General features: G+C 65.4%; 13 protein-coding genes. 3 read left to right on the forward strand and 10 right to left on the reverse strand.

Features of this window, described 5'->3' with window-relative positions; translation table 11 throughout:
• Positions 1 to 53 precede the first annotated feature (53 nt).
• The 9 genes from ACVMB0_RS24315 to lptF form a co-directional block, all read right to left on the reverse strand.
• Complete coding sequence (locus ACVMB0_RS24315; RefSeq protein WP_461347927.1) at positions 54 to 1,106, reverse strand: hypothetical protein; 1,053 nt, start codon at positions 1,104 to 1,106, stop codon at positions 54 to 56.
• Positions 1,107 to 1,270: 164 nt separating this feature from the next.
• Positions 1,271 to 2,479: an ABC transporter substrate-binding protein gene (locus ACVMB0_RS24320; RefSeq protein WP_461347928.1), complete on the reverse strand. Its 1,209-nt coding sequence runs from the start codon at positions 2,477 to 2,479 to the stop codon at positions 1,271 to 1,273.
• Positions 2,480 to 2,628: 149 nt separating this feature from the next.
• On the reverse strand, positions 2,629 to 3,687 hold the full coding sequence (locus ACVMB0_RS24325; RefSeq protein ID WP_461347929.1) for an alcohol dehydrogenase: 1,059 nt from the start codon (positions 3,685 to 3,687) through the stop codon (positions 2,629 to 2,631).
• 19 nt (positions 3,688 to 3,706) lie between these two features.
• Positions 3,707 to 4,561, reverse strand: coding sequence for a 16S rRNA (adenine(1518)-N(6)/adenine(1519)-N(6))-dimethyltransferase RsmA (gene rsmA, locus ACVMB0_RS24330; protein WP_461347930.1), 855 nt, complete (start codon positions 4,559 to 4,561; stop codon positions 3,707 to 3,709).
• Positions 4,562 to 5,563 carry a 4-hydroxythreonine-4-phosphate dehydrogenase PdxA gene (gene pdxA, locus ACVMB0_RS24335; RefSeq protein WP_461347931.1) on the reverse strand — a complete coding sequence of 334 codons (1,002 nt, stop codon included), beginning with the start codon at positions 5,561 to 5,563 and terminating at the stop codon, positions 4,562 to 4,564.
• Positions 5,564 to 5,580: 17 nt separating this feature from the next.
• Positions 5,581 to 6,537, reverse strand: coding sequence for a SurA N-terminal domain-containing protein (locus ACVMB0_RS24340; protein ID WP_456755182.1), 957 nt, complete (start codon positions 6,535 to 6,537; stop codon positions 5,581 to 5,583).
• Positions 6,538 to 6,601: 64 nt separating this feature from the next.
• The gene (locus tag ACVMB0_RS24345) at positions 6,602 to 9,019 is read right to left on the reverse strand and encodes an LPS-assembly protein LptD (protein WP_461347932.1); all 2,418 of its coding nucleotides are present in this window, start codon (positions 9,017 to 9,019) and stop codon (positions 6,602 to 6,604) included.
• 77 nt (positions 9,020 to 9,096) lie between these two features.
• On the reverse strand, positions 9,097 to 10,194 hold the full coding sequence (gene lptG, locus ACVMB0_RS24350) for an LPS export ABC transporter permease LptG (RefSeq protein ID WP_456755180.1): 1,098 nt from the start codon (positions 10,192 to 10,194) through the stop codon (positions 9,097 to 9,099).
• Positions 10,191 to 11,357, reverse strand: coding sequence for an LPS export ABC transporter permease LptF (gene lptF / locus ACVMB0_RS24355; protein ID WP_456755179.1), 1,167 nt, complete (start codon positions 11,355 to 11,357; stop codon positions 10,191 to 10,193). Before lptF ends, lptG begins: the two co-directional genes overlap by 4 nt.
• Positions 11,358 to 11,727: 370 nt before the next feature.
• Here lptF and ACVMB0_RS24360 point away from each other — a divergent pair, with 370 nt between their 5' ends.
• The 3 genes from ACVMB0_RS24360 (at position 11,728) to ACVMB0_RS24370 (ending at position 14,356) form a co-directional block, all read left to right on the forward strand.
• A complete protein-coding gene (locus ACVMB0_RS24360; protein WP_461347933.1) occupies positions 11,728 to 13,230 on the forward strand; it encodes a leucyl aminopeptidase in 1,503 nt (500 codons plus the stop codon).
• Positions 13,231 to 13,248: 18 nt separating this feature from the next.
• Complete coding sequence (locus ACVMB0_RS24365) at positions 13,249 to 13,701, forward strand: DNA polymerase III subunit chi (RefSeq protein ID WP_461347934.1); 453 nt, start codon at positions 13,249 to 13,251, stop codon at positions 13,699 to 13,701.
• A gap of 103 nt (positions 13,702 to 13,804) precedes the next feature.
• On the forward strand, positions 13,805 to 14,356 hold the full coding sequence (locus ACVMB0_RS24370; RefSeq protein ID WP_456755176.1) for a hypothetical protein: 552 nt from the start codon (positions 13,805 to 13,807) through the stop codon (positions 14,354 to 14,356).
• 237 nt (positions 14,357 to 14,593) lie between these two features.
• On the opposite strand, the gene ACVMB0_RS24375 is transcribed toward ACVMB0_RS24370, so the two are convergent.
• Positions 14,594 to 16,459 carry an ABC-F family ATP-binding cassette domain-containing protein gene (locus tag ACVMB0_RS24375; protein WP_461347935.1) on the reverse strand — a complete coding sequence of 622 codons (1,866 nt, stop codon included), beginning with the start codon at positions 16,457 to 16,459 and terminating at the stop codon, positions 14,594 to 14,596.
• Between the last annotated feature and the right edge of the window lie 106 nt (positions 16,460 to 16,565).

The raw sequence follows: 16,565 nt of genomic DNA on the forward strand, positions 1-16,565 counted from the left end.
ATCGCAGGGGATCGCATCACCCCCGTTCCGATTCCATCGGAACGGAAACGGCTCTAGTTCGCCGCGCTGCGCGCCAACCGCTGCAGCATCGCCGCGATCTGCCGGTTGTCCTGCTCGGTCTGGGCCGAATCACGTGCCGCCTCACGATGCGGCGCCGGCGTCTCGGCGCGGCGCGGAATCGGGGTCTCGGCACGGCGCGGGGTGGCCTCCGACAGGCGCAACGGACGGTCGCGGCTGACCACCGCCATCGGCGGCGCCGGCTCGGTGTGCAGCGAATCCCAGGGCGCCTGCCACTCGTCCTTGATCTGGTAGGGCGGCGTCCGCGTGCGCGTCAAGCGGAACACCAGCGCGCTGACCAGGCCGGCCAGCGCGAGCGCACCGATCATCACGATCAGCAGCATCTGCGTCGAGGACGATGACTTGTCCGCGGGCGCCTCGGCCGCAGCGGGGGCCGCTGGTGCCGGCGCGGCCGCTTGCTGCGGCGTCGTGTCGGCCTGCGCGACCACGGTCGGCTGGTCCGCGGCGTGCCGGGTGCCGTTGGTTCCGGCCATGCTCGATGCGTCCAGCCACCTGGCGTTGACGTCCGATGGCTGGGCGTTCGCGCCGGCGGGCGCGGCTGACGCCGCCGAATCGGTCGACGCCGGCGTGCCGCCAGCCTGACCTGCATCGGGGCTTGCGACGGGGGCGGCAGCCTGCTGCGAGGGCCATTCGGCATGGGCGTTGGCAACCGATTTGCGCATCGTCGGTTGCGGCGCCGGCTGCGCTGCCGGCGCCGGCTGGCTCGGTGGCGGGGCTGCGTCGGCTGTCGCGGTGTCGGGCGCGGCCGCGGGCTGCTGCTGCGCCGTGGCGGTCTTGGCGACAACCTTGTTCCTGGCATCACCGAGGTACCAGCATTTCTTCTGGGTGCTGCGGTCGAGGTGATAGAACCAGTGGCTCCCCGCCGGCGCCGTTCCCTTCGGCCCGGACTGACAGGTGTCGGCCGTCTTGGCATTCGCCGTATTGGTTACCGCCGGCGTGGCGGCGTTCTGGGCCACGGCGCCGAAGTTGGCCCCGGCCACAATGCTGGCGGCAAGCGCCGCAGCGAATTTCGCTGAACGATTTGACATACGCGTCCCCGGTATTCTTTTTTACGCAAACGCTGGTGACGCCAATCTCGGTAAAGAGTTGGGTCGCAATGCGCCGCAAATCCGGAACGGGTAGGGCTTAATTGAGGCTCGTAGCGCGTCGCAATTGCGGCGAGCCGGTGGCCGAGGACCGATTGCAAGCAGGTTCAGTTGCTTTCGAGCACATCGCTGAACAGCACGTAGCGCTCGCCGTTGAAGCGGACCAGGCGCATTTGCTTGATCGGCCGCAAATCGGTCGGCGAGGTGCGCAGGCGGATGGCTGGCAGCAGCAGCGGCAGCTCCATGTCGAGATGCGAAGCCTGTTTCATGACGTTCTCGCGCGTCAGTTCGTTGCCGCACTGCTTGAGGATCTGCACCACCGCGTAGCCGATGTTATAGCCGTAGGGTGCGTAATAGTCGCTCTTGTCGACATGCGGGTTGTACTTGTCCATCCAGACGTTCCAGGCCTGCATGGCCGGATCGTCCTTCCACTGCGGATCGGCGGGGTCCTTCTGATAGGCCGCCGAGATCACGCCCTTGGCGGCCTCGAAGCCCGCGGGACGGATCGCACCCGCGATCGAGGAGCCGACGCTGGAGAGGAATTCCTGCGGGTGCCAGTCGATATCGTAGGCCTTGCGGATCGCCTGCGCCGCGAATTTCGGCACCGCGGCGATGAACAGCACATTGGCGCCCGCGGCCTTCAGCGACACGATCTGCGAATCCACGGTGGGATCGCTGGTGTTGTAGGCCTGCTGCGACACGATCATCGACGCGGCCTTGTCGCCGAGCCCGCGCTTGAAGCCCATCATGTAGTCGCGGCCGAGATCGTCGTTCTGCGCGAGGATGCCGATCTTCGCGTCCGGCAGCGTCGACAGAATGTACTTGGCGTAGATCTCGCCCTCGGACGCGTAATGCGGCGTCCAGCTCATCGTCCACGGATAATGCGCGGGATCGTTGAAGATCGTGGCGCCGGATCCGACGAACAGATGCGGCACCTGCTTCTGGTTGATGTATTTCACCACGGCCATGTTGGGCGCGGTGCCGACCGGGTTGACCAGGAACAGCACCTCGTCGCTCTCGATCAGGCGGCGGATCTGCTCGACCGTCTTGGGCGGGCTGTAGGCATCGTCGAGGCTGATGAAGTTGATCTTGCGGCCGTTGACGCCACCCTGATCGTTGATCATCGCGAAAAAGGCGGTGATCGAGATCGCGCCGGCCGAATAGGCCGACGCCGGACCGCTATAGGGCGTCGTGGTGCCGATCTTGATGTCGCTGTCGGTGACACCGGGCCCATAACGCTTTTGCGCAAGGGCCGGCACGATGGCGAGGGCGAGTGCGAGCGCCGCCCATGCCCCGATCGAACGTGTCCTCCTCATTCGCGTCCTCCCCCTGTTGTCGGGCGAGGCCGGCGGGACGTCGGCTAAAGCGCGATGACGCGCTTTAGCGTCCTAAGAGCATGATTTCCGCGCAAACGCTCCGCGTTTGTCGCGAGGGAAAACCGCTACACGCTTTTCCGGACCATGCTTTAATTCTTCAGGACGATGCGTCCCACGACCTTGCCGGCGCGCAGCTCGTCGATCCATTTCTGGACGTCGGCCATCGGCTCTTCCTTCATCGGCGTCGGCTTGATCTTGCCGGCGCGCGCGAGCGCCATCAGCTCCTGGCCTTCGGCCAGCGTGCCCACCATGAAGCCTTCGATGGTCATGCGCTTGTAGACCCACTGCACCATCGGTAGCGTGAACTGGCCGCCCATCAGGCCGGACACCACGATCTTGCCGCCGCGTGCCACCGTCGACACCGCAAACGCCATCGACTTCTCGTTGCCGGCAAAGTCGACGACGCCGTCGAAGCCGCCGTCGCTTTCCTTCAGCATGCGCTTGACGACATCGGGCTCCGCCGGATCGTACGCCGCCGCTGCGCCATTCTTCAGCGCGGTCTCGCGCGCCGCGGGACTGAGATCGGCAACCGTGATCGGCTGCTTGAACATCGCCTGTGCGAACGACAGGCCCATCATGCCGACGCCGCCGAGACCGATCAGCAGCAGGTTGCGCTGGCGCGGCCGATCGACCAGGCGCTTCAGCGCGCCATAGGCGGTGACGCCGGAGCACATCAGCGTGGCGGCCTGGTTGACCGGCAGCGGATCGTAATCGAGCAGATACTTTGCGTCGGGCACCAGCACATGGGTGGCGAAGCCGCCGTCGATCGAGACGCCGAGGAAGCGCTGCTTGACGCAGAGGTTCTCGTCGCCGGCGAGGCAGTCGCGGCACTGGCCGCAGCCGATCCAGGGGAAGACGGCCTTCTTGGTGCCGACCAGATCCTTGGGCGCGTCGGGCCCGACCTCGTCGACGACACCCGCGATCTCATGGCCGAGCGTGAAGGGCAGGGTCATGCCGCGGGTGGTGTCGAGCTTCTTGCCGCCGCCGAGATCGGCGTAGCCGTCCTGGATGTGGAGATCGGAATGGCACAAACCGCAGCGCTCGATGCGCACAAGCACTTCGCGTCCCTGCGGCTTCGGGGTGTCGACGATGGTTTCGCACAGCGGCGCATCGAATTTGACGAGGGATTGGCGAACCATACGCGCCATTACGTTTTCTCCTGTTGTTCTATTTTGTGGACCGTATATCGGCCAATTCCCTCGCCATGGCAACAAAGCCCGAGACCGGGATGGTCTCGGCGCGCCGCGTTGCGTCGATACCGGCTGCGGCCGCCAGCCGGGCCGGATCGGCCGAGAGCGATTTCAGGCTTTGGCGCAGCATCTTGCGGCGTTGGCCGAAGGCGGCGGCGGCGACCTGCTCGAGCAGGCGGCGGTCGCACGGCGCGGGCGCGGCTCGCGGGATCAATCGGACCACCGAGGACGTCACCTTCGGCTGCGGCACGAAGGCTGCGGGCGAGATGTCGAACAGGATCTTGGTCTCGGCGCGCCAGTTGGCGAGCACCGCGAGCCGGCCATACGCCTCCTCGTCCTCATGGGCGACGATCCGTTCCGCGACCTCGCGCTGGAACATCAAGACCATGGTGTCGTACCAGGGCGGCCACGGCTCGATCGACAGCCAGTCGACCAAGAGTTGGGTTGCGATGTTGTAGGGCAGGTTGGCGACGATCTTGGCCCTGGCCCCGTCAAGCACCGGACGCGGATCGAAATGCTGCGCGTCGCCATGCACGATCTCGATGCGGCCGGGGTAGCGCTTGACGATATAGCTGAGTGCGTCGATCGCACGCTCGTCGCGTTCGACCGCGATCACGCGCTTGGCACCCATCGCCAGCAGCGCGCGCGTCAGTCCGCCGGGGCCGGGCCCGACCTCGATCACGGTGCAATCTTCCAGCGGGCCCGCGGCGCGGGCAATGCGCGCGGTGAGGTTGAGATCGAGCAGGAAATTCTGGCCGAGCGATTTGCGCGCCGACAACGAATGCTCGCGAATGATGTCGCGCAGCGGCGGCAGATCGTCGATCGCGCTCACTTAGCTCGACGCCGCGGCCATGCGCGCGGCGAGCCGCAGCGCGGCGATCAGGCTCGACGGATTGGCCTTGCCGGTGCCGGCGATATCGAACGCGGTGCCGTGATCCGGCGAGGTCCGGATGAACGGCAGCCCCAGCGTAACGTTGACCGCATCCTCGAACGCGACGGTCTTGATCGGGATCAGCGCCTGGTCGTGATACATGCAGAGCGCGCAGTCATAGGTTTTTCGCGCGGCGGCGTGGAACATGGTGTCGGCGGGCAGCGGGCCGCGGGCGGCAATGCCGTCGCGGCGCAGGATCTCGACCGCGGGCGCGACGATCTCGACGTCCTCCATGCCGAGCGTGCCGTCTTCACCGGCATGCGGGTTGAGGCCGGCAATGGCGAGCCGCGGCGCCGCGAGGCCGAACCGCGTCTTCATGTCGGCGACCACGATCCGCGCGGTCGACACGATCAGGTCGGTGGTCAATTGCGCCAGTGCCTCGCGCACCGATACATGGATCGTCACCGGCACGACCGCCAGCGCCGGCGACCACAACATCATCACCGGCTGCGGCGCAGCCCCGCCGCGCGCGGCCAACTCGGCGAGAAATTCAGTGTGGCCGGGATGGCGGAAGCCGGCACGGTACAGCACGTTCTTGGCGATCGGATTGGTGACGACGGCGCTGGCCTTGCCCGACGCGACATCGGCGACGGCCTGACGGATCGACGCCAGCGCGGCGTCGGCGCTGGTCCCGTCGGGCTTGCCCGGTCGCGCCGTCGCCGCCTTGCCGGTCGCGACGACGGGCAGGGCACGTGCAAAGGCCGCGGACGCTTCCTCGGCACTGACCTCGGCGAACGCGACGGCAAGCCCGAGCGTCTTGGCGCGCTCGGCCAGCGCGACGCGGTCGCCGAGCAAATAGAACGGCGGAAGATCGAGCTCGCGGCGCCGCAGCCATGCTGCGAGCGTGATGTCGGGGCCGATGCCTGCGGGCTCGCCCGATGTCAGTGCGAGAGGTTGGACCATGCGTCAACGATAGTCGATCATCGCCCGCCTGGATATTCGATCATCGCGGCCTTGCGGACTTCCTGCAGGTAGGCCTTCGACTTCGCCTCATACTTCTGCACGTACATCTTGTCCCGCATCTCACGCTTCTTCGGCGTGTCCACGGTGGTGGCCTTCCGGCCGCAAAGGGCAACCATTTCGATGCCCTGCTTGGTGACCTCGGGAGGGGTGAGGTGACCGACCGGGGTCTTGTCCAGGATGTCGCGCAGCGACTGCGGCAGATCGGCCGATGTCTTCACCACGATCTCGCGGATCGCGGCATTGCGCATCGACTTGAAGAAGGTGTTGGCCTCCTCGCAACTGGTCACGCGCTCGCGCAAGCTGTCCGCTTCCTTGCGGCGGCCCTCGAATTCCGACTGCGGCGCGCCGCGCGGCACGATCAGGACGACCGGCTGCATCCTGTATTCGAAGGCCTCGGCGTCGGGGGCATCGCCGGTCTCCTTGACCGCGGTCGCGACGTCCTTTTCGCCGACCTGGAGGCTCTCCTTGAAGCGGCCACGGACCAGGCTGGTCCAGACCATGTCGGCCCTGATGCGCTGCTTCAGCGTATCGGGCCGGATGCCCTTGCTTTCGAGTACCTTGGTCAACTGGTCGTTGGACAGCCGCATCCGTTGCGCCATGCCGCCGTAGGACTGCTCGATGTCGTTGGCGGTGGGATCGACGCCGTACTTCTTGGCTTCCTTGATCTTCAGCTTCTCGTCGATCAAATCGTCGAGGACGGCCTTTCGATCGGGGACCTTGCCGCCGGTCAGCGCGTTCAGCTTGGAGCGCTGCTCGATGTCGAAATTGGTGATGGGCTCGCCGTTGACCATGACCGCGATGGTCTGGGCATGCAGCCGGCTACCCCCCAGCAGGAGGAAGAGCGCCAGCAGGGAGCTCAGCACGAGCGAATGGCGGCGCGTTGGCGGGCGAGCGGCGATGGTTATTCTCGTCATGTCAGCCGTTTAAACCAATTCAAGCCGGGGCCACAGGCCCGCGGGCAAAACAAGCCCCCGCTTGTTACTGCATGCCAGCCGCACTGCTGGTCGTGGAGGTCTGGGCGATCGTGCGCAGCCCGATCTGGAACATGATCGCGTGGCTGAGGACGGGAGGCGTCGAGCCGGCCTGATAGGTATAGGACGTGACATAATTGGCAGCCAGCACGAAGCAGTCGTCCACATAGCCCGCGCCAATCGCATACTGGTTGATCTTGTTCGCTTCAAGGTCCCAGCGCGCTGCACCCTGAACCACCCAGTTCGCCGCCACCTTGACCGATCCGCTGGCGAGGATGCCTTCGCGGCGCGTCAGATAGCCGAGTTCCGGCTGAGCCGCGTAGTCGCCATAGAGCAGGCTGACCGACCAGCGGTCGAAGTTCGCGGTGGCCTGGGCCTCGAACCGGTTGATGTTCCAGGTGGCCTCATCCATCCGCGTGCGGACGCTGAACGTGTAGGTGCGGTTCGGCGAATAGGCGAGGCTTGCGACATAATCCGAACGCGCGTTCTGCAGGCCGGAGTCGACGCCGGTATTGGTGACGTCGGCGACCGCGAACGAGTTCAGCCCGAACAGCTGGTAGGACTGTCCGAACACCGCCTTGACGCTGCCGCCGTGATCGAACTGCGTGGTGGCCTGCACGCCGACATTGGCGCGGCTGCCGCCCTCGACGCGGTCGTAGCCGGAGAACTTGTCGACCGAGAACAGGTTCGAGGTGTCGAACACCAGGCTCTGCGCATCCTCGTTCGGAAGCTTGCCGGCGTTCGGCTCGTTGGGCCGGATGATGACCTGCGCGATCGGCTCGACGGTCGTCGTGCCCCACGGCTGCACGTTGATGAAGGGATAGCGGTATTCGAAGCCGACGGTCGGCATCAGACGAACCGTCTGGGTGTCGCCCACCGGCAGGTAGTTGGACACGCCGGGCTGATTCGAGATGTCGGCGTTGATGGCGTCGGCGCGCATGCTGACGAACGGCGTCCAGATCTGGCCGAGCGGGTCGGTGTAGGACTTGCGCCACTGCGCCTCGGCCGTCAGCCGGGTGTAGGTGCCCGGCATGCCGCGCAGCAGGCACTGCGACGGGGTCCTCGCCATCGGATCGGCCGACGTGGTCAGGCACAGGCTATTGGTATTGGCGGTCGTCGTGATCGGGTCGAACACCGCGGTTTCGCGGGTCAGGTTGACGAAGTTCATCTTGTAGCTGAACTCGCCGCCCAGGATCGGACTGTTGATCACGTTGTTGTAGTCGATCACAGGCGCGACCACCGGAACCTGGTTCTGGTTGCCCGAGTAGCTGAGATAGTAGATCGCGCGCGCGTCGAAGAAGCTGCGGTCGCCGACGCCGGTCAGATAGAGCTGCGAGATGGCCTCGGTCGGCAGCGACAGGAACGATCCGAACGGGTCCTTGTACTGGGCGAGCCGGTAGTCGGACATGAAGAAGTAGTCGGACAGCACCACGCCGTCCCAACCCCAGACCCATTTGTCGTTCAGCGCGAACTGACCCTTGGTGTCGACGCCCCAGCGGAACTGGCGATCACCGGGTTGACCGGCGAACGCGCCGGGATCGGTCTGGTCGATGCCGTAGAGCCGGATCTGATAGGAGCCGTCCGCAAAGCGCTGGCGGAATTCGGTCTGCAGCAGCACGCCCTGCTTGGACGTGATGCGCGGATTGAAGGTCGCGTCCATGTCAGGCGCGATCGCCCAGTAATAGGGGATTTCGACGCCGTAGCCGAACGCCGTGTACGAGGTGAAGCCCGGCATCAGGAAGCCGCTCTTGCGCTTCACCGTCGGATCGGGCGTCGAGAAATAGGGCAGATAGGCCATCGGAACGCCGAAGAATTCGAGCTGGGCGTTCTCGAAATAGAGCATCTTCTCGGTTTGGTTATGGATGATGCGCGCGCCCTTGACCTGCCAGAGCGGCGGCTTCTTCGGATCATCCTTACAGGGTGCGCAGGCGGTATAGACGCCGTTGTCGAACACCGTGTAATTGCCGCTGGACCGATCGGCGCGGGTCGCCGCCATCCGGGTCTGGTCTTCGGTATCGACGCGCAGCGAATCGACGAAGCCGTCGCGGTAGTCGTCGCTGAGATCCATGATGTTGGCGTAGGTGATCTTGCCTTCCGCATCGGTCATGCGGATGTTGCCTTCGGCATGAAGACGCTTGGTCTTCTGGTCGTAGATGACCTTGTCGGCCTCGACGCTGGTGCCGTTGTAGAACATCTGGACGTTGCCGACGGCCGAGATCCGCGAGTTGTTGTAGTCGTAGTCGACCTCGGTCGCCTGGACGAGCATCTGCCCGTCGTTCTTGGCCGGCGGGCGGGGCGGCTTCGGCGGACGCGGATTGTAGGTGAACGCCTGCGCGGCAGCCGGCGTCGACGCGACGACGTCGAGCGCGCTGACCGCGATCAATGCGGCGAGAAGAGTTGAGATCGAAACGCCAAACGCGGCCATACGGCTCCGTTGACGGCGCAGAGCACTGCGCCGCCCGCAAGCAGGCGACCTCAACTGGCGGGAAGCGACACTGGCCACTACCCGTCCTCCTGGTACAGCAAGGCTAAGAAGCCGGTGAGGCTACCCACGACGACGGGCAACCACGCCGCAGCGATGGGATGCATCAACTCAGCCTTGCTCAAATCTTCAGTTACTTTCGACAGCACGTAGAGCAGAAAGCCTGCGCCCACGCCACTCAAAACCATCTTCTGCACGCCGCCCATCCGAAAGAAGCGGAGGCTCACAGAAGCCGCCAACATCACCATCGCAGCCAGCAAAAACGGCTGTGCGATGAGCTTGTGATACTGCAAGCGATAGCCGGCCGTCGCGAACCCTGAGCTCTCCGACGAACGGATGTAGTTCGGCAGTTGCCAAAAGGACACAGTTTCGGGAGTGGAGAAGCTGTTGCGCACCTGTGCCGGGGTGAGGGTGGTGGTCAGATAGAAGGTGTCCTGATCCACCGGAGGCTTGTCGAGGGTGTATCGGCGCACGCCGGTGAACACCCAGCGGCCTTCTTCGAGCGTCGCTTCGCGCGCTTCGATTCGCTCCTTGAACTGCAGCGCCGTATCGAATCGAAACACCGTCAGTCCCGTCAGCCGGACGCCCTGCTGCTCGCTGCGCGCGGCATTGATGATCGCCTGACCCTCGTCGTTGATCTGGTTGAGCCAGAAGCCCGACGCGTCCTGGATGCCGCCGCCCGGCGCCGAGCCGAACAGCTCGGCTTCCATCCGTTTGGAGAGCTCGCGCAGATTGGCCGAGACCGGATTGTAGGCGGTGGTCGCGAAGATGCCGAGCACGATCGCGCTGGCCAATGCCGGCGAGATGAATTGCCAGGCCGAGACGCCGGCGGCGCGGGCCACCACGAGCTCGAGCCGGCGCGACAGAGCGAGGTAGCAGGTCATCGCGCCGATCAGCACGCAGAACGGCATCAGCTTCTCGAGCAATTGCGGCACGCGGAACAGCGAGGTCTCGGCGACGGTGATGGCGGAGGCGTCGACCAGCCCGGACGTCTTGCGCACCATCTCGATGTAATCGACCAGCACGAGCAGCACGAAGATGCCCGCGAACACGCCCACCGCCGCGACCACGAAGCGGCCGGCGAAATAGCGCCCGAGCGTGTTTGTGACCATGCTCATGCGGTAGCCGGCCTCCGGAACAGGCGTGCGATCCGCTCGTTGTTCCTGTTGATCGCTTCCAGCAGCCGTGGCGGCGGTTCGACCACCACGCCGCCGACGATCATCCAGATCCCGACGCCGATGCCGGCGAACAGCATCAGATATTGCAGCAACGCGGCGATCGGCGTCTTCACCGCGACGACCGAGCAGGCGAAGCCGACCATGCGCAGGCCGAACACCGCGAACACCGAGCCGCCGATCGAAAAATTGCGGCTTTGCCGCGTGGTGCGCGGCGCCCCGAGGAAGGCGAAGGTCAGCGCCGCGAATGCGAACGGATAGACCGGCGCCATGAAGCGATCATGCAGCTCCGCGAAGAACTGGCCCGACAGCTGCTGATAGGTCTGGTCGTTCTGGTCAGGCCACATCAGCTCCCAGAGATAGCGCTCGCGAATCCCGAGCGTGACGTCGCGGCCCTGCGAGAATTTCGACATGTCGAAGGCGTAGCGCTGAAACACCACCAGCGTCGGATCGCGCTTGCCGACTTCGAATCGCTCGAGATTGCCGTCCTCCAGCACGAGATATGAGCCGTTCTCGTTCTTCAGCACGGTGCCGTGGTCGGCGACGATGGTGACGCGCTGCTGCGGGTCGCGGCGATCGTCGACGAAAACGCCGCCGAGCACGCCGCCGGGCAGCCGCTCGCGGATCCGAATCGTCAGGTTCTGATCGAGCTGGGCGAAGCGGCCGGGCTGCAGGATGTTGGTCAGGACGTCGGCCGTGATCTCGGCGTCCCACTGCTTGATTCGGCGCATCCCGTCGGGGGCGAGATAGGCGCCGATGAAGGCGACCAGCGCCGCCACCACGCAAGTGGCGAAGAAGAACGGCCGGAACAGCCGAAACGGCGAGAAGCCGGCCGCGTTCATCACGATGATCTCGGAATCGGTCGCGAGCTTGTTGAGCGTATGGGAGATCGCGATCATCAGCGCGATCGGGGCGATGATCAGGACGAGCGCGGGAATCACGAGGCCGGTGATGCCGAGGAAGGTCAGGATGGTCTGACCCTGGCTGGTCATCAGGTCGATGCCGCGCAACGCCTGGGTAATCCAGATCACGCCGGTGAGGCTGACCAGGACAAGCGCAAACGACGCCAGCGTCGTTTTGAAGATGTACCTGTCGATCGACCCCATCGCTACCGCACGACCCCCGAGACCCCCTGTACGCAGCCAAACGCGCGGCTTTCGACCAATCCCGTCAAGGCGGGTTCCCCTATGGTCGAGCCGCGGACCCGTCCGGCTCACTCTGTGTCCACTCTCTCACTACCATCCCTTTGATCCGTCAACAAAATGGCCGAGCCAAGGCGCGCTTAATTTATGGTTAATTAATCGCTTTTGTGGCCTTCGGGCCACTCCGGTGCTTGGCAGCGGCGCAGCCGACAGGTCATAGTGTGTGCCAAGCCCGGCCCGGGCCGCTCCCGGACCGCCATCGCAACGCTCACCCCGCGTGCCGGAAGGACCGCCTCAGGTCCGAGCAACACCCTGAGTTCTGGAGGATTTTCCTATGTCCGACGCCGTCAAGGTCGGCTTTGTCCCATTCTCTGCGTCCGCCCGCGGCATCCTGGTCGCCTTTTGCGACGAACAATTGAAGCTCGGCGCCACCACAAGGAAGGCGCTGGGGGCTGCCGCCGAGACGGTCAAGCGGGCGGCCGCCGCCAACCAGTTCAAGGGCAAGAGCGGGGCAACCCTGGACATCCTGGCGCCGGAGGGACTCAAGGTCGATCGCCTGATCGTGATCGGCACCGGCAAGGCGGCCGACCTCAAGGAGAAGGATTTTCTCAAATTCGGCGGTGTGCTGGCCGGCAAGCTCAACGCCGGCAGCGGCGCGATGACCGTCATCGCCGAATTGCCCGAGGCTGCGATGGCAGCCGGCCAGGCGGCTTCGATCGCCACCGGTATCCGCCTGCGCGCCTACAAGTTCGACCGCTACAAGACCAGGAAGAAGGACGGCGAGAACGGCGCGGTGCGGGCCGAGGTCTCGATCGCGGTCGACGACGTCGCTGCCGCCAAGAAGGCGTTCGCGCCTGAATCGTCGGTCGTCGACGGCGTCAACCTGGCGCGCGAGCTCGTCAACGAGCCGCCGAACGTGCTGTACCCCGAGGAGTTCGCCCGCCGCGCCAGCCAGCTGCGCAAGCTCGGCGTCGCCGTCGAGGTGCTCGACGTCAAGGCGATGACCAAGCTCGGCATGGGCGCGCTGCTCGGCGTCGGGCAGGGCTCGGCGCGGCCAAGCCGGATGGTGATCATGCGCTGGAACGGCGGCAAGAAGAGCGAGGCGCCGGTCGCATTCGTCGGCAAGGGCGTCTGCTTCGACACCGGCGGTATCTCGATCAAGTCGGCCGGCGGCATGGAGGATATGAAGGGTGACATGGGCGGTGCGGCCTGCGTGGTCGGGCTGATGCACGCGCTCGCCGCGCGCAAGGCCCGCGTCAACGCGGTCGGCGCCATCGGCCTCGTCGAGAACATGCCCGACGGCAATGCGCAGCGTCCGGGCGACATCGTCACCTCGATGTCCGGCCAGACCATCGAGATCATCAACACCGACGCCGAGGGGCGCCTCGTGCTCGCCGACGTGCTCTGGTACGTCGCCAAGAAGGTCAAGCCGAAATTCATGGTCGATCTGGCCACGCTGACCGGTGCGATCATGGTCGCGCTCGGCACCGATCACGCCGGCATGTTCTCCAACAATGACGAGCTCGCCGAGCGCCTCGCCAAGGTCGGCCTCGAGACCGGCGAGAAGGTCTGGCGCATGCCGCTCGGTCCGGAATACGACAAACAGATCGACTCGCAATTCGCCGACATGAAGAACACCGGCGGCCGCAATGGCGGCTCGATCACGGCGGCGCAATTCCTGCAACGCTTCGTCGACGGCACGCCGTGGGCGCATCTCGACATCGCCGGCACCGCGATGGGCGCGCCGAAGACCGAGATCAACCAGAGCTGGGGTTCGGGGTACGGCGTCCGGCTGCTCGAGCGGCTGGTCTCCGACTATTATGAAGCCAAGAAGTAAGAGAGTGTCAGCCGGCGCATGACCGAGGTTCTGTTCTACCATCTACAGAACATGACGCTGGAGAGCGTGCTGCCGCCGCTGCTCGAGAAGTCGCTCGAGCGCGGCTGGCGCGTCGTGGTGCAATCGACGTCGCAGGAGCGCGCCGAGACGCTCGACGCGCATCTGTGGACCTACAGCGACGATTCGTTTCTGCCGCACGCGACGGCGCGTGTTGCCGACGCGCAGGACCAGCCGATCATCCTGTCGATCGAGGAGGGCAATCCGAACCGGGCCAATGTCCGCTTCCTGGTCGACAATGCGGCGCTGCCGGCCGACTGCGACAGCTATGAGCGGGTGGTGCTGGTGTTCAACGGCGACGATCCCGACGCGGTGGCTTCGGCACGGGAGAGCTGGACCGCCTGCAAGGCGCGCGGCTTCGAGGTCACCTATTGGCAGACCGACGAGCGGGGACGCTGGCAGCGGCGCCAATAGCGATATCGACTAATTAATGATAATTCGACCTTTCTCGGGGCGGGTCACGGTCATGCCGCAAAGTGATGTTCGGACAAGCCCTTACCTTATGGGGTTAGGAGCCTTGTCGATCGTGCGAGACGGAACATTCAGTCGGAAGTCGCTGCTGGCGTTGCTGGTGCTTGCGCCAGGCCTTGCCGGCTGTTCGGGCGCGTCCGACATCTTTTCGCGCGACGCGGATTGGTTCTCGCGCCCTGGACGGGTGTTCATCCGCAACATCTCGATCGAATCGCCGCCGCTGACGCCGGACAAGCCGGTGACCAACGACGATCTGGTCAGTGCCGACGGCAGCTGTCCGGGCATGGCGCCGCCGGCGGGCGCCACCGACGCGAATGCGCAGGCTCCCGGTGCTCCGCCGCCGCAGCCGACCGGCGGCAGCGTCGCGCTCGGCCACACCGAATGCGATGTGGTGCGCGGCATCGGCGCCCCCGACAGCGTCAATCTGTCCAGCGGTCCGGGCGGCGAACGCGTCGCGGTCGTGACCTGGTCGCGCGGCGCGCGTGCCGGCATCTACACCTTCACCTCGGGGCGCCTGTCGTCCGTCGAGCGTGGCCCGGATGCGGCGCCGGAGCCGAAGGCCGCGAAGCCGAAGAAGAAAAAGACTGCGCACGGTTAGGGCATATACGCCGCAGCGGCAGTGCCGATGCCTGCATACGCGGGCATGACACCCGAAAGAATGAAATCCCACGGCTGCCTCCACACGTCGTCCCTGCGAAAGCAGGGACCCAACCACTGATGGCCATTGTCGCGCAGTCACGGAACGACGAGTCCCTTTCACCACATCCGCCGCGAAGTATGGGTCCCTGCTTTCGCAGGGACGACTCCGAATATGTGGCTCCGTAAGGTGGCCAATCTAGTTCGCGGCTTCGTCGAGTTCGCCGCTGGCTTCCAGCCATTCTTCCTCGGCGCGTTGCAGCGCGCTCTCGGCGCCGGCGCGCGCCTTGGTCAGTTGTGCGGCCTGCTTCGGATCGCGGGTAAAGATATCGGGCAGCGCGAGCGCGGTATCGATCTTGGCGATGATGCCGTTGACGCGCTCGATCTCGGCCTCGGCCTGCGCGATCCGCTGCCGCGGTGAAGCGCGCTTCTCATTCCTGATCCGTTCGGGCTTTGCCGGCTGCTCCCTGACGCGCTCGCGCGACGCCGTCCGTCCGTCATTGGCCGACAGGATCATGCGGCGGTATTCGTCGAGATCGCCGTCATAGGCCGTCACGGTCTGGTTGGCCACGACCCACAAGCGGTCGGCGCAGGCCTCGATCAGATAACGATCGTGCGACACCATGATGATGGCGCCGGGGAATTCGTTGATCGCCTCCGCCAGCGCCGCGCGGCTGTCGATATCGAGATGGTTGGTCGGCTCGTCGAGGATGATCATGTTCGGACCATAGAACGTCGCGAGCCCGAGCAGCAGCCGCGCCTTCTCGCCGCCCGACAGGGTCCGCACCAGCGTGTCGCCGGCCTTGCCGGAGAAACCGATCGCGCCGACGCGGCCGCGCACCTTGCTCTCGGGCGCCTCCGGCATCAGCTTGCGGATGTGATCGTAGGGCGAGCCGTCGAGATTGAGCTCGTCGACCTGGTGCTGGGCGAAATAGCCGACCGACAATTTGTCGGCTTTCGTGATCCTTCCCGAGAACGGCGCGAGCTTGCCGGCCAACAGCTTAACCAGCGTCGACTTGCCGTTGCCGTTGGAGCCGAGCAGCGCGATGCGGTCGTCGGTATCGACGCGCAAGGTGACGCGATTGAGCACCGGCTTGCCCGGCTCGTAGCCGACCGAGACGTCGTCGACCGCGATGATCGGAGGCGACAGCAGCTTCTCCGGCGCCGGGAACGAGATCTCGTGCACATCCTGCGTCACCAGCGCGGTGATCGGCTTCATCCGCTCCAGCATCTTGACGCGCGACTGCGCCTGCCGCGCCTTGGAGGCTTTGGCCTTGAAGCGGTCGACGAAATCCTGCAGCCGCTTGCGCTCATCGGCCTGCCGCTTGGCGTGCTTGGCGTCGAGCAATTCGCGCGCGGCGCGCTGCTCCTCGAATGAGGAGTAGGTGCCCTTGTAGAGCGTCAGCCTGCCGCGATCGAGATGCAGGATCTGATCGACCGAGGTATCCAGCAGATCGCGGTCATGGCTGATCACGATCACGGTGCGCGGATAATTGGCGAGATGGTTCTCCAGCCACAGCGTGCCTTCGAGATCGAGATAGTTGGTCGGCTCGTCCAGCAGCAGCAGATCGGGCGCCGAGAACAGCGTCGCCGCCAGCGCCACGCGCATGCGCCAGCCGCCGGAAAATTCCGCGCATGGCCGCGCCTGGTCTGCGGTCGAGAAGCCGAGGCCGGAGAGGATCGCCGCGGCGCGCGCGGGCGCGGAGTGGGCGTCGATGTCGACCAGCCGGGTCTGGATCTCGGCGATCCGGTGCGGGTCGTGCGCCGTCTCCGCCTCGCGCAGCAGCGCGTCGCGTTCGAGGTCGGCCTTCAGCACGACGTTGATCAGGCTTTCCGGTCCGTCGGGTGCTTCCTGCGCGAGACTGCCGATCCGCCAGCGCGGCGGCAGCGTGATGCTGCCGCTCTCGGTCGGGAGGTCGCCCCGGATGGCATGAAACAGCGTCGACTTGCCGACGCCGTTGCGGCCGACAAATCCGACGCGCGCGCCGGGCACGATTTGCACAGAACTGTGATCGATCAACAGCCGCCCGGCGATCCGGACCGAAATGTCAGTGATGGAGAGCATGCCGCGTTGTCACCGGACCCGGTGATAAACGCAACCCCGTCTATTCGTAAAATCTCTCCAGAAGGCTGTTGCAAAAACGCAATTGGGCTGCTCACGCGCCCGTAAC

Source organism: Bradyrhizobium sp. USDA 4451 (genome assembly GCF_054822585.1).